The 13,944-nt window shown below is 66.3% G+C and carries 11 protein-coding genes; 4 read left to right on the top strand and 7 right to left on the bottom strand.

Going from position 1 to position 13,944, the window contains the following annotated elements; genetic code table 11:
• Position 1 precedes the first annotated feature (1 nt).
• The 5 genes from AB4Z27_RS22080 to AB4Z27_RS22060 form a co-directional block, all read right to left on the bottom strand.
• Positions 2–1,963, bottom strand: a complete 1,962-nt coding sequence (locus tag AB4Z27_RS22080) for a TRAP transporter large permease (RefSeq protein ID WP_441645265.1) — start codon at positions 1,961–1,963, stop codon at positions 2–4.
• Entirely contained in the window at positions 1,960–2,607 is a 648-nt protein-coding gene (locus tag AB4Z27_RS22075) for a TRAP transporter small permease subunit (RefSeq protein ID WP_092291018.1), read from the bottom strand. Before AB4Z27_RS22075 ends, AB4Z27_RS22080 begins: the two co-directional genes overlap by 4 nt.
• Before the next feature lie 102 nt (positions 2,608–2,709).
• Entirely contained in the window at positions 2,710–3,840 is a 1,131-nt protein-coding gene (locus AB4Z27_RS22070) for a TRAP transporter substrate-binding protein (protein ID WP_092291016.1), read from the bottom strand.
• 312 nt (positions 3,841–4,152) lie between these two features.
• A complete protein-coding gene (locus tag AB4Z27_RS22065) occupies positions 4,153–4,860 on the bottom strand; it encodes a response regulator (RefSeq protein ID WP_255370692.1) in 708 nt (235 codons plus the stop codon).
• The gene (locus AB4Z27_RS22060) at positions 4,857–6,263 is read right to left on the bottom strand and encodes a cache domain-containing protein (protein ID WP_441591580.1); all 1,407 of its coding nucleotides are present in this window, start codon (positions 6,261–6,263) and stop codon (positions 4,857–4,859) included. The genes AB4Z27_RS22065 and AB4Z27_RS22060 overlap by 4 nt, the downstream gene beginning before the upstream one ends.
• Before the next feature lie 367 nt (positions 6,264–6,630).
• Between AB4Z27_RS22060 and AB4Z27_RS22055 the strand changes: the two genes are divergently transcribed.
• From AB4Z27_RS22055 to AB4Z27_RS22045, 3 genes are all read left to right on the top strand, one after another.
• Complete coding sequence (locus AB4Z27_RS22055; RefSeq protein ID WP_092291012.1) at positions 6,631–8,706, top strand: carbon starvation CstA family protein; 2,076 nt, start codon at positions 6,631–6,633, stop codon at positions 8,704–8,706.
• A gap of 35 nt (positions 8,707–8,741) precedes the next feature.
• A complete protein-coding gene (locus tag AB4Z27_RS22050; RefSeq protein WP_092291010.1) occupies positions 8,742–8,936 on the top strand; it encodes a YbdD/YjiX family protein in 195 nt (64 codons plus the stop codon).
• 206 nt (positions 8,937–9,142) lie between these two features.
• The gene (locus AB4Z27_RS22045) at positions 9,143–9,583 is read left to right on the top strand and encodes a hypothetical protein (RefSeq protein ID WP_441645264.1); all 441 of its coding nucleotides are present in this window, start codon (positions 9,143–9,145) and stop codon (positions 9,581–9,583) included.
• Between the two features lie 129 nt (positions 9,584–9,712).
• Here the strand turns inward: AB4Z27_RS22045 and AB4Z27_RS22040 are convergent, their stop codons facing one another.
• A complete protein-coding gene (locus AB4Z27_RS22040) occupies positions 9,713–9,964 on the bottom strand; it encodes a hypothetical protein (RefSeq protein ID WP_092291006.1) in 252 nt (83 codons plus the stop codon).
• 190 nt (positions 9,965–10,154) lie between these two features.
• On the opposite strand from AB4Z27_RS22040, the gene AB4Z27_RS22035 reads away from it, so the two are divergent.
• Positions 10,155–11,069 (top strand): LysR family transcriptional regulator, encoded by a 915-nt coding sequence (locus AB4Z27_RS22035; protein WP_441645263.1) that lies wholly within the window; start codon positions 10,155–10,157, stop codon positions 11,067–11,069.
• Positions 11,070–11,135: 66 nt separating this feature from the next.
• Here AB4Z27_RS22035 and AB4Z27_RS22030 read toward each other — a convergent pair whose 3' ends face one another.
• Positions 11,136–13,844 carry a DNA topoisomerase III gene (locus AB4Z27_RS22030; RefSeq protein ID WP_441645262.1) on the bottom strand — a complete coding sequence of 903 codons (2,709 nt, stop codon included), beginning with the start codon at positions 13,842–13,844 and terminating at the stop codon, positions 11,136–11,138.
• Positions 13,845–13,944 lie beyond the last annotated feature (100 nt).

Raw genomic sequence — 13,944 nt, 5'->3', positions numbered from 1 at the left:
CCTACCGATACAACACCTGCGGCAGCCACAGACCAATCCCCGGGAAGATATAGAGCAGCGCCAACGCCAGGATCTGGATCGCCATGAACGGCAGCATGCCGGCGAAGATCTGGTTCAGGGTGACGTGGGGTGGGGCCACGCCCTTGAGGTAGAACGCCGCCATCGCCACTGGCGGGGAGAGGAAGGCCGTCTGGAGGTTCAGCGCCACCAGCAGGCCGAAGAACAGCGGGTCGATGCCGAAGTTGTCGAGCAGCGGGATGAAGATCGGCATGAAGATGATGATGATCTCAGTCCATTCCAGCGGCCAGCCGAGCAGGAAGATGATGACCTGCGCCAGGATCATGAACTGCACCGGGGTCAGGTTCAGGGACAGTACCCACGCCTCGACCAGCGCCTGGCCGCCCAGCAGGGCGAAGGCGGCGGAGAAGATGGACGAGCCGACGAACAGCCAGCACACCATCGCGCTGGTCTTGGCCGTCAGGAACACCGAGTCGCGCACCACGCCGTAGTTGAGCTGGCCGTACGCCAGGGCCAGCAGGGCGCCGCCGAGCGAGCCGACCGCCGCCGCCTCGGTGGGCGTGGCCAGGCCGAAGACGATGGAACCCAGCACCGCCAGGATCATCACGGCCAGCGGGAAGAACGACGACAGCAGCATCTTGAAGATCTCGAGCCGCGCGAAGTCGAACCGCCAGTAGAAATACACCAGCAGCAACGCCACCACGGCCAGCGTCACCCAGAACCACGTGGGGGCGGGTCGGGATTCGGCGGTGGCATCGGCTGCCCCATCGGCGGCKGGCTTCGCCAGCGTCGGCTTGGCCTCGGCGGGTGCCGGGGCCGGCATCTGGGCGATGGGCGGSGCGGCGGGCGTGGCCGGCGTCAGCGCATCGGCCGCCGGGCTGGCTTCTTCGGGAGGGGCCTGGAGACTGTCGAACGATGCCTCCCCCTCGGAAGATGACGATGACGACGACACCGCGCCCATCTCCTCGAGCCCGCCCGCGCCGGCGGCCACCAGCGGCGAGGTCACGGCCGCGTACATCAGGCTCATCGACACCGCCACGAAGACCGCCGGCATCAGCGTCACGCCGAGCTGGCGCGCCACGTCGCGCATCGGCACATCGACATTGCGCCGGCCCTTGAGCCCCACCATCAGCGCCGGCAGGGCGCGCCGGCTCACGGTGTCGCGCAGCGTGGTGGCCATCGGCGAGAGGCGCACCACGCGCTCCTCGGCCGACAGCGGCGGCGCCAGCGCCGGCCGCAGCTTCGCCAGCACAATCACATAAACGATATAGAGCCCCGCCAGCAGCAGCCCGGGGAAGAATGCGCCCGCGTAGAGCTGCACCACCGACACCCCGGCCGTGGCGCCATAGACAATCAGCAGCACCGATGGCGGAATCAGGATGCCCAGGCACCCGCCCGCCGTGACCGCGCCGGCCGAGACCGACGTGCTGTACCCSGCCCGCAGCATGGCCGGGAACGCCAGCAGCCCCATCAGCGTGACCACCGCCCCGACGATGCCCGTGGCCGTGGCAAACACCGCGCAGGTGATCAGCGTGGCCACCGCGAGCGAGCCCGGGATCCACGCCAGCGCCAGGTGCAGGCTGCGGAACAGCTTCTCGATCAGGTTCGCGCGCTCCACCAGGTAGCCCATGAACACGAACAGCGGGATCGAGATCAGCACGTCATTGGTCATCACCGCGTAGGCCCGCTGCACCATCAGGTCCAGCGTCTGCTCCACGGCGATCTCGGGATTGGCGTGCCGGTACGCGAGCCAGGCGAACAGCACCCCCATGCCCATCAGCGTAAAGGCGGTCGGGAAGCCGAGCATGATCGCCACCACGATCAGCGCCAGCATCAGCAGCCCGAGATGGCCGTTCGTCCAGTCCGCGGGCGATGGCATGAACACGAACACGGCGCCGACAATCAATATCATCAGCGACAGGCCGAACCACAGTTCCTTTCTCATCGCGCGATGCCCTCGTATTTTTCCGAAGTCTTGGCCGGTGCGGGCTCGACTGGCGACGCGGGTGTCGCCAGCACGTCCTCGCTGCTCACCATCTGGCGCAGCTTGTCCACATCCACTTCCTCCACGTCATCCTCGCGCGCCGGCCAGCGGCCCTGCTTCAGGCAGACCACGCAGCGGATCACCTCGGCCACGCCCTGCAGCAGCAGGAAGGCGCCCGCCACGGGAATCATGGCCTTGAACGGGTAGATGGGCGGCCCGTCTGCCGCGATCGACGAATGCTCGTTCTGCGCCAACGAGACCTCGAAGAAGTCGATACCGGCCCAGGCCAGTGCGATCACGCCGGGGAAGAAGAAAAGACAATAAAGTACGAGGTCGATGCCTGCCTGCGCGCGTGGCGAGAGAAAGCCGTAGAGGATGTCGCCGCGCACATGACCGCGCTTGGCCAGCGTGTAGGCGCCGGCCAGCATGAACAGCGCGCCGTAGAGCATGTTGCTCACGTCGAACACCCACGCATGGGGMGTGCCCAAGGCGTAGCGGGAGAAAACCTCGTAGCTGATGATCAGTGTCAGCGCGACGATCAGCCACGACGCGGTCTGGCCGACGAAGGTGCTGATCCTGTCGATCCCGAACAGGAGCTTTTGCACGGAGATGCCTTTTCAGGGAACGGTGAGGAAGACGGCCGCCGGCGGGCCCGCGCCATCATGCGCGCCCGCCGCCTGCCTTGTAGCGTGGACCCAGCCTCGAACTCAGCCTTTCTTCGGCGCGAAGTAGTAGGAAGACGCCATCCGATAGTCGACGTTGGTGTCGTTCTGCCAGCGCGTGCTGCGCTGCGCGAACGCCTTCATCGAATCGTTCACCTTCTTGAACATCGGATTCTCCTTCTCCTTCCGCGCCACGATGTCGTCCCAGACCTTGAGCTGCGCCTGCAGCACCGAGTTGGGCGTGGCGTAGAACTTCACGCCCTGTTGCTGCAGCGCCAGGTAGTCCTTCGARTARCGGTCGATGGCCTTCATCGACATATCGGCGGAACTCGCGTCCACGGCGTTGGCGATCAGCGCGCGCAGCTTCGGGTTCAGGGCGTCGTAGCGCTTCTTGTTGAAGATGATCTCGAACTGCTCCGAGCACTGGTGGAAGCTGCGCAGCATGCAGACCTTCGACACATCCTGGAAGCCCAGCGCGCGGTCCGAACTCGCGTTGTTGAACTCGGCGGCGTCCAGCAGGCCACGGTCCAGTGCCGGCACGATCTCGGCGCCGGGCAGCGCGTTCACGGCCGCGCCCAGCCCGGTGAAGATGTCGATCGACAGCCCCACGGTGCGGAACTTGAGCCCCTTGAAGTCTTCTGGCTTGGTGATCGGCTTCTTGAACCAGCCCAGCGGCTGCGTGGGCATGGGACCGTAGAGGAAGGACACCACGTCGAGGTTCAGGCTGCGGTAGATCTCCTCCTGCAGCTCCTTGCCGCCTCCGAACTTGTGCCAGGCCAGCAGCATGTTCGGGTCCATGCCCCAGGCCGGCCCCGAGCCCCACAGCGCGAGCGCCGAGTTCTTGCCGTACCAGTAGGCAATCACGCCGTGGCCGCCGTCGAGGGTGCCCTTGCTGACGGCGTCGATCAGGTCGAACGCCTTGACCACGGCGCCCGCCGGTAGCARCTCGATCTTGAGTTCGCCGCCGGACATGTCGTTGACCTTCTTGACGAAGTCACCCGCGAACTCGTGAAAAATATCCTTGGTGGGCCAGGTGCTCTGCCAACGCATCGTCACGGGGCCTTGCGCCTTGACGATGGCAGGGAAGCCCATCGTCGCGGTGCCCACGGCGGCGGCGCCGGCACCACCCATGAACTTGCGTCGCGATACCGCGCTGCCTTTCTGCCTTGCTGCCATGACTGTCTCCCCATTATCTGTATTGGATGAACCAATCGACGAACCGCACGGACACCCGCGCGCGCAGGCAAGGCGCCTGCACGCACGGTTGAGAACAGTGGAAGGAAAGAGGTAGCGCGAGGCAGTGGGAAGGGTCCGCAGCATGCACGTGCGGACAATATGAGACATTTCCCCCGACCTTCAGTTGTCTGAATGTTAGGCAACAGGCATCGCGCCAACAATGTAGGGGATACCCGATTCCGCGTGCGGCAGGCCGCAGTCGGATGGCAGGAAAGAAGCTGGGAAGGCGGAGGAAAAGCCGGGGGAGAAGGGCTAGTTGCCGTCCTGCTCGCCGGCGAGCGATTGCACGGCGTACTTCACCAGCCCGGCGCGGCCCTCGATGCCGAGCTTGCGCTTGAGGTTGAGGCGGTGGGTCTCCACCGTCCGCACCGACACGCCGAGTTGCGCGGCAATTTCCTTGTTGGCCAGCCCCCGGCCGATGCCGGCCAGGATGTCTCGCTCGCGTGGCGTGAGCGCGTCCACCGGTCCCACGGTCTGCTCGGCCATGCCGCGCGCGATCCGGGCGCTGTAGAACACGCGCCCGGCCAGCACGGCCTGGATGGCGGCCAGCAATTCGTCGGCCGGGGCGTCCTTGAGCACGTAGCCGCGSGCGCCGGCACGCATCGCCTGACGCACGTACTCGAGGTTGTCGTGCATCGACACGATCAGYACGGCRAGTTCCGGATAGCGGTCGTGCAGCGCGCCAGCCAGCGCGATGCCGCCCATGCCGCGCATGCCGATGTCGGTGATCACGAGGTCCGGGCGCCGCCCGGGGCCGGCGGCGGCCAGCCAGCCGAGCGCCGCCTCGCCGTCATCGGCCTCGCCCACCACTTCGAGCCCCGGCTGGAGCGTCAGGTGCATGCGCATGCCGTCGCGCACCAGCGCGTGGTCGTCGATCAACAGCACGCGGGCCGGCGTGGCGAGTGCGGGGGCSGAGGGAGACGCCGGGGAGGTCGTGGCGTCGTCGTGCGAAGCGGTCATGACTGCGAAATTTCCGATACGGGGGCTGGGGCGGGCGGTTGGGCTGGAAGACGCGTGGGCAGCGTGGCCACCAGCCGGGTGCCGGCCGGCGAGGAACTCAGCACAAACTGCCCGTCGAGCGCAGCCATGCGCTCGCGCAGGTTGCGCAGCCCGATGCCGCGCTGCGGGTCTGACTGCATGCGGGCGACGTCGAAGCCCGTGCCGTCGTCACGCACCGTCAGCCGCGTGAGCTTGTCTTCAAAGGTGAGCGCCACCTCCACACGCCGCGCATGCGCGTGGCGCTCCACGTTGGTCAGCGCCTCCTGGGCGATGCGGAACAGCGCGGTGGCCTGCTCGTCGGCCAGTTCACAAGGCTGGCCGGTCTGGGTGACGTGGATCTCCAGCGTGCTGCCGGCCTGCATCTCGCGCGCCAGGTGCTGCAGTGCGGCGAACAAACCCAGGTCGTCGAGCAGGGCGGGGCGCAGGTTGCGCGCCACCCGTCGCACCTCGTTGAACACCGAGTCGAGCCGGTTCAGCGCCATGCCCAGCACGGGCGCCACCGAGGCGCCCTCGGTCGGCGCCAGCTTCAGGCGGTTCGTGGCGGCCTCGAGCACCAGCTTCACCGACACCAGCAACTGGCTGATGCCATCGTGCAGCTCGCGCGAAAGTCGCGCGCGCTCCTCCTCCTGCGACTGCACCACGCGCCGGGCCAGCTGATGGAGCTTGGCGTCCGCCTCGCGGTGGTCGCTCACATTGAGGGCGAGGCCGCTCGCCGCCACCAGCAGGATGCTGATGCCGGCAATCACGCCGATCCACGCCATGGTCTCRCGGATGTCGGTCTCGGCCCGGGCATCGAGCTGACGTAGCGTACGCTCCACATCGTCGAGATAAATGCCGGTGCCGAGCATCCAGTTCCACGCCGGCACGGCCACGACGTAGCCRAGCTTCGGGGCGAGTTGCTGCGAGGACGGTTTCTTCCACTGGTAGCGCACGGCGCCGCCGCCGGCCTTGGCCGCCATGATCAACTGCTGGATGGTCAGCGCGCCCTGCGGGTCACGCATCAGCCACAAATCCTGGCCGACCAGTTCGGGCTGGCGCGGGTGCATCAGGTTGCGGCCCTGGAGGTCATAGAGGAAGAAGTAGCCGTCCGGGCCGTAGTCGAGCCGCGCCAGGGCTTCCATGGCGGCGCGGCGGGTCTCGGCATCGTTGCGGCCGGAATCGACCATCGGCGCAATGGCGCTCTGCGCCAGTTCCACGTAGTGGCGCAGCTCCACTTCCTTGCTCTGGAGGTAGGCCGCCTCCACCAGCGCGCGCTCGTGGCGGGCCAGCGCGGTGGCCTGATAGCGCACGGCCAAGGCGATGCCGAACATGGCCACCGCAAGCGGCGCCACGGCGAGCAACAGGATCTTCTGGCGGAGTTTCATCTGGATCGGGGGTAAACACCGAGGCCGGCGAGGCCGCATGGCAGCGTGGCCTTACGTAGTACTACGCAAGCCCGTTGCGTAGTTACGCGCTTGTGCCGGCTGGAGCGGGTGTCAATACTACACGCCGGATTGGCGGTGCGCCCCTGCGCTGCACAATCCGTTGCAGTCAGCGCGCCGCGCCCACGGTTCGGTGCGCTCCTGCCTGCCGACCAGATCCGGAACAGACGAGAACAGACCGGGCACGCCGCAGACATCCAGGAGACCCCCCTTCCTCGCAGGATCGTCCGCCGCCGCCCCGGCACCACCCACTCTGCCCGCCATCCGCGTCGCCAGGTTTTTCATATCCGGTCTGAGGAGACCCTTCAACATGAATCGCATCGGACAACACCTGTTGTGGCTGGCCGTCGCCGTGCTCGGCGCGTTTGCCTTCGCCACCGTCGCGCTGTCGCGCGGGGAAGCCGTCAGTGCACTGTGGATCGTGGTTGCCGCGCTCTGCATCTACCTGATCGCGTACCGCTACTACAGCCGCTTCATCGCCGACAAGGTGATGCAGCTCGACCCCAAACGCATGACGCCCGCGTGGCGCCACAACGACGGCCTGGACTACGTGCCGACCAACAAGGCGGTGCTGTTCGGCCACCACTTCGCCGCGATTGCCGGCGCCGGCCCGCTGGTCGGCCCGGTGCTGGCCGCGCAGATGGGCTACATGCCTGGCATGCTGTGGATCCTGGCCGGCGTGGTGTTCGCCGGGGCGGTGCAGGACTTCATGATCCTGTTCATCTCCACGCGCCGCGACGGCCGCTCGCTGGGCGACCTGGTCAAGTCCGAGATGGGCACGGTGCCCGGCATGATCGCGCTGTTCGGCTGCTTCATGATCATGATCATCATCCTGGCGGTGCTGGCGCTGATCGTGGTGAAGGCGCTGGCCGGCTCGCCGTGGGGCACGTTCACTGTGGCGGTGACCATCCCCATCGCGCTGTTCATGGGCATCTACACCCGCTAYATCCGCCCGGGCCGTATCGGCGAGGTCTCCGTCATCGGCTTCGTGCTGCTGATGCTGGCCATCATCGGCGGCCAGTACGTGCACGAGAGCGCCACGCTGGCGCCGCTGTTCACCTACGACGGCAAGGCCCTGACGTGGATGCTGATCATCTACGGCTTCATCGCCGCCGTGCTGCCGGTGTGGCTGCTGCTGGCGCCGCGTGACTATCTGTCCACGTTCCTGAAGATCGGCACGATCATCGCGCTGGCCATCGGCATCGTGATCGTCGCGCCGGAACTCAAGATGCCGGCGTTCACGCAGTTCGCCCAGGGTGGCGGGCCGGTGTGGTCGGGCAACCTGTTCCCGTTCCTCTTCATCACCATCGCCTGCGGCGCGGTGTCGGGCTTCCACGCGCTGATCTCGTCGGGCACCACGCCCAAGCTGCTGGAGAACGAGTCGCACGCGCGCTTCATCGGCTACGGTGCGATGCTGGCCGAGTCCTTCGTCGCCATCATGGCGCTGGTRGCCGCCTCGGTGATCGAGCCGGGCGTGTACTTCGCGATGAACAGCCCGGCGGCCGTGATCGGCACGACGCCGGAAGCCGTGGCCCAGGTCGTGTCGACGTGGGGCTTTGTCATCACCCCTGACGTGCTGATCGAGACCGCCAGGAATGTCGGCGAGAACACGATCATCTCGCGCGCCGGCGGTGCGCCGACGCTGGCCGTGGGTATCGCCCACATCCTGCACCAGGTGGTGGGCGGCCAGGCCATGATGGCGTTCTGGTACCACTTCGCCATCCTGTTCGAAGCCCTGTTCATCCTGACCGCCGTGGACGCGGGCACCCGCGCCGGCCGCTTCATGCTGCAGGATCTGCTGGGCAGCTTCGTGCCGTCCATGCGCCGCACGGACTCGCTGCCGGCCAACCTGATCGCCACCGCGCTGACCGTGGCGGCCTGGGGCTACTTCCTGTACCAGGGCGTGGTCGATCCGCTGGGCGGCATCAACACGCTGTGGCCGCTGTTCGGCATCTCCAACCAGATGCTGGCTGCCGTGGCACTGGTGCTGGGCACCTGCGTGCTGGTGAAGATGAAGCGCGGCCAGTACGCGTGGGTGACCGCGCTGCCGACCGTGTGGCTGCTGATCTGCACGCTGACCGCCGGCTGGCAGAAGCTGTTCGATGCCGATCCGAAGGTCGGCTTCCTGACCCACGCGGCCAAGTTCAGCGACGCCATCGCCCAGGGCAAGGTCCTGGCGCCGGCCAAGACGATGGAGCAGATGCACCGCATCGTCTTCAACGACTACCTGGACGCCGGCCTGTGCGCGTTGTTCATGTTCGTGGTGCTGTCGATTGTCTTCTATGGCTTCAAGACGGCCATGGCGGCACGCGGCATCACCAAGCGCACGGACAGCGAGACGCCGTTCGAGCCGCTGCCGGCCGGCACCTCGGCCGCGCAGCACTGAGTACGCAACCCAATCGCCATCCACAGGAGGCCACCATGCTGGAYCAAATCGGGACCATGGGCCGCTACCTCGGCCAGTCGCTGCGGCTGATGGTCGGGCTGCCYGACTACCAGACCTACGTGGCCCATATGGAGTCCACCCACCCGGACCGCGCGCCGATGACGTACGAGGAATTCTTCCGCGAACGCCAGGAAGCGCGGTACGGCGGCGGGCAGGGCAAGTGCTGCTGACGTCATCCATCATGACGTGACGAAAGCGACCCTACGGGGTCGCTTTTTTCATCCCCGGTAATCGGGTGTTGTGTTTACACCGCGATTTTTAACCAATAGATACCGTTTCTGGAGCGGGTTACAGGGCCTCACAACTGGTTACAGCAACGGCACGGCTCGTTCTCTACACTCCGGTTCCAGATGCACGACTGATAAAGGAAAACACGATGTCTCGCCATCTTCGCACCCTCACTCTGGCCCTTGCCCTCTCCGCGGCTGCGCTGCCGGCGTTTGCAGGGGGTGACCTGAACAATGCACTCGGCGGTGGTCTGGGCGGCGTGGCTGGCGCTGCCGTGGGCGGCGCGCTGGGCGGCAGCACCGGCTCCGTGATCGGCGGCGCGGTGGGCGGCGGCGCCGGCGGCGCGCTGACCTCCAGCAAGCGCGAACGCACCGGTGCCATCATCGGCGGCGCCCTGGGCGGCGGCGCCGGCACGGCGGCCGGCAACGCCATGGGCGGCCGTACGGGCGGCCTGGTGGGTGCGGGCCTGGGCGGCGCGGCCGGTGCGGCGCTGGGCGGCAACGTCTCGCGCAGCAACTCSTACGACGACGATCGCCGCTACTACAAGAAGAGCAAGCATCGCCRCCRTGGCCATCGCCACGACGACTAAGTCRTTGGCGGGWAACGAAAAAACGGGCCTTCGGGCCCGTTTTTCCATGGCGCGCAGCAAACATCGCGCGCATAAACAAAAAGCCCGTACCGGTCAGGTACGGGCTTTTTGGCGACTGGCGGGCTCAGATCAGAGCGCGGCGCCGTCGGTGTAGACGTCGAAGTTGCCAGCACGGGCGCCTTCGCCGAAGGAGTCGAACTTGCCAGTGCGGGCGCCTTCACCGAACGAATCGAACTTGCCGGTGCGGGCACCGTCGGTGAACGAGTCGAACCTGGTGGACTTGGCGCCGTCGGTGTACGGGTCGAACGAGGTCTTGGCGAACGCCGGGGCGGCGGAGAGGGCGGCAACCAGGGCAACGGTCAGGGCAAATTGGCGCTTCATGGCAAATCCTTTCGTTTTTCGTGGATGCCGGCGCTCGGAATGTGGATGTTGCGATGCGGCATCAGGTGATGCGATATTAGGCATTCCCCTGATATGAATAAATATTGCCATCCACAATGATTGATTGTGCTTTTCACAATAAATCCCCCGGATCGTGTAAAAGTTCACGGGTGAATCGGGAGACTATGTCATGGATCGRCTTCAATCGATGCGCGTCTTCGCCAAGGTGGTGGAACTTGGCAGTTTTGCACGTGCGGCGCAGCAATTGGAAATGTCCAATGCCGTGGTCACGCGCTATGTGGCGGACCTGGAAAGCCACCTGGGCACCCGGCTGCTGAACCGCACCACCCGCAGCCTCTCGCTGACGGACGCCGGCGAAACCTACCTCCAGCGCTGCGGCCAGATCCTCGAGGATGTGGAAGAAGCCGAATCGGTGGTCACGGCGCGCAGCCAGTCGCTCTCGGGCACGCTGCGGCTGGTGGCGCCGGTCATGTTCGGCCTCCACCTGCTGCCGCAGACCCTGGAACGCTTCCAGCAGCKCTACCCGGACGTGGTGTTCGACGTGCTGCTCTCGGACCGTATCGTCGATATCGTGGAAGAAGGCCGGGATGTTGGTGTGATGCTGTCCGACCTGGGTCTCGGCTCGCACCTCGTGGCACGGCCGCTGATTTCGGCCGAAGTCATCCTGTGTGCCTCGCCCGGCTACCTGCGCGCGCACCCACCGCTGCGTAATGCCCAGGACCTCGCCAACCACCGCTGCATCGCCATGCGGCTGCCGACGGCCGAGCACGAATGGACGCTCTCCGGCCCCGAAGGCGACGTCACGGTCGCGATCCGGCCGGGCCTGCTGTGCAGCAACGCCGAACTGGCCCACCAGGCCGCGCTGGCCAATATGGGCATCGCCATGCTGTCCTCCTAYCTSGCCCGGCCCAACATCGAAGCCGGCCGCCTSACGCACATCCTGCCCCAATACCAACTGCCGCGCCGCGACGTGAGCGTGGTCTACCCCAGCCGSAAGTTCCTGCCGACCAAGGTGCGCGCCTTCATCGACTTCCTGCTCGAGGAAGGCACGAAGCGGGCCGGCGAAGCCAGCGGACAGAAGTAGGGGAAATAAGAAAGGTTCGAMMCCCCCCTCCGCATGCCGGGAGAGGGGTGAACGCCGTGCGCGGAATTACTCTTCGGCGTCGGCCGTCGCCTTGGTGGCGGCGCGGGTCTTCTTGGCGGCCGGGGTCTTGGCGGTGGCGGTCTTGGTCGCGGTCTTCGTTGCAGCCTTCTTGGCGGGCGCCTTCTTCGCGGCTACCTTCTTCGCCGCCGGCTTGGCCGTGGCGGCTTCGGTCTCGGCACCTTCGGCCGCTTCAGTGGCCTTGGCCCCCTTGGCGGTCTTGGCTGCGGCGCCCTTGGCGCCAGCCTTCGGCTCACGTACCTCGAACTCGAAGCCGATCTTGCCGTCCGGCTGCTTCACCAGGAACGCCTTGAAGTTGCGGCCCGTGCGGGACGACTTGAAGCCGGTCAGCAGGTCTGTCTTGCCGGCCGTCAGCAGCTTGCCGATCTGCTCGCGCGAGATTTCCTGCTGCAGGATGATCTTGCCGGTGGTGAAATCGCAGGTCTTCTCGCTGCCTACGGCATTCTCGCAGACGTACTTCATGCCGTGCTCGTAGACCGCGCCGCTGCACTTCGGGCACGACCCCACCGGGGTCTGGGCGCTGAAGTCGATCGGCTCGCCATCGGCGTCATCGTCGTTCTGGCCGAAGTCGAACTCCATCTTCCAGTTGCCGTCGTCGCCCTTGGCCAGCTTCAGGATGGCCGCGAACGGCCGGCCCATCTTGCTGCGGAAGCCCTGCAGCGGACCAATTTCCTTCTTCAGCAGCAGTTCCTCGACTTCCTCGATCTCGAACTGGCGGCCGCCCGGGATCTTGCTGATCGAGAACTCGCACGCGGTGCAGGCAAAGCGGCGGTAGTTTTCCTTGACCTGGCCGCCGCACTGCGGGCACGGGGTGTCCAGCGTGGCGTAGTCGCCCGGAATGGTGTCGCTGTCGTATTCCTTGGCGCGCTTGACGATCTGCTGCGTCATCTGCGCGATCTCACGCATGAATTCGTCGCGCTTGAGCCGGCCGCGCTCGATCTGCGACAGCTTGTGCTCCCACTCGCCGGTCAGCTCGGCCTGCGTCAGTTCGAGCACGCCCAGGCCGCGCAGCAGCGTCATGAGCTGGAACGCCTTGGCGGTCGGGATCAGTTCGCGGCCCTCGCGCACGAGGTACTTCTCGGTCAGCAGCCCTTCGATGATGGCTGCGCGCGTGGCCGGCGTGCCGAGGCCCTTGCCTGCCATGGCCTCGCGCAGCGCGTCGTCGTCGACGAGCTTGCCCGCGCCTTCCATCGCCGAGAGCAGCGTGGCTTCGTTGTAGCGCGCCGGCGGGCGCGTGGTCAGGCCGACGGACTCGACCTTGTCGGTCTTGACGCGCTCGCCCTTGTCCACCGGCACCAGGTTGGCGTCCTTGTCGTCCTTGCCCTGCGCCTCGCGGCCATAGATCACCAGCCAGCCCGGGTTGACCAGGACCTTGCCCTCGGTCTTGAAGTGATGGCCGGCCACTTCGGTGATACGGGTGGTCACCTGGAACTCGGCAGCCGGGAAGAATACCGCCAGGAAGCGGCGCACCACCAGGTCATACAGCTTCTGCTCGGGCTCGGACAGGTTCTTGGGCGCCTGCAGCGTCGGGATGATGGCGAAGTGATCGCTGATCTTGCTGTTGTCGAAGATCTTCTTGTTCGGCTTCACCCAGCCGCTGGCCAGGATCTTCTTGSMGTGGGTCAGGTAGTTGGGCGAGCTGTCGGCCAGCATGCCCATGGTCTCCTTGACCGTCTCCAGGTAGTCCTCGGGCAGCGCGCGGGCGTCGGTACGCGGGTACGTCAGCACCTTGTGCTTCTCGTACAGCGCCTGGGCCAGACCCAGCGTGTTCTTGGCGGAGAAGCCGAAACGCGAGTTGGCCTCGCGCTGGAGCGTGGTCAGGTCGAACAGTGCCGGCGACTGCTGCGTCGACGGCTTCGATTCCTCGGTGACGGTGCCCGGCTTGTCGCGGCAGGCGGCYACGATGCTCTTGGCCTCGGCCTCGCTCCACAGGCGCGCCTCGCGCGCCTCGGGGTCGAACTCGTTCTTCTTGAACTTCGGGTCGAACCAGCGGCCCTCGTACAGGCCCTTGGCGGCGATGAACTCGGCGTGCACTTCCCAGTAGTCGCGCGCCACGAAGTGCTTGATCTTCTCCTCGCGCTCCACSACGATCGACAGCGTCGGGGTCTGCACCCGGCCCACCGTGGTCAGGAAGAAACCGCCGCCCTTGCTGTTGAACGCGGTCATCGCCCGSGTGCCGTTGATGCCGACCAGCCARTCGGCCTCCGACCGGCAGCGCGCGGCATCRGCCAGCGGCATCATTTCCAGGTCGTCGCGCAACTGCGCAAACCCGTCGCGGATGGCCTGCGGCGTCATCGACTGCAGCCACAGCCGGCGCACCGGCTGCTTGGCCTTGGCCTGTTGCGCGATCAGGCGGAAGATCAGTTCCCCCTCGCGCCCCGCATCGCAGGCGTTGATCAGGCCGGTCACGTCCTTGCGCTTGATCAGCCGGTTCAGCACCTTCAGCCGCGATTCGGTCTTCTGGATCGGGCGCAGGTCGAAGTGCGGCGGAATCACCGGCAGATTGGCGAAGCTCCACTTGCCGCGCTTGACCTCGTAGTCGTCCGGCGCGGCAATCTCCACGAGGTGGCCCACGGCCGAAGACAGCACGTAGTCGTCGCTCTCGAAGTACTCGTCGTGCTTGGTAAAGCCCCCGAGGGCGCGCGCGATATCGGCGGCGACCGATGGCTTTTCCGCGATGATGAGGGCTTTAGACATTGAACGGGTCCTTGCGGCACGGCCCCCTCCAGGGGAAGCCAGCGCCTCTTGATTGGCACTGCTAATTATGTAAACAGCACGCCTGGGCTTTGAGGCGCCA

It is taken from the genome of Cupriavidus sp. KB_39 (assembly GCF_052114485.1).
Lineage (GTDB): Bacteria > Pseudomonadota > Gammaproteobacteria > Burkholderiales > Burkholderiaceae > Cupriavidus.
Note: the sequence above shows the minus strand (reverse complement) of the source record. Positions and strands in the feature narration are given on the sequence as shown.

What these genes read in the sequence shown, in the direction of transcription:
- AB4Z27_RS22040 (WP_092291006.1), bottom strand. Translation starts at nt 9,964, where the DNA reads ATGAAGCGCCAATTTGCCCTGACCGTTGCCCTGGTTGCCGCCCTCTCC.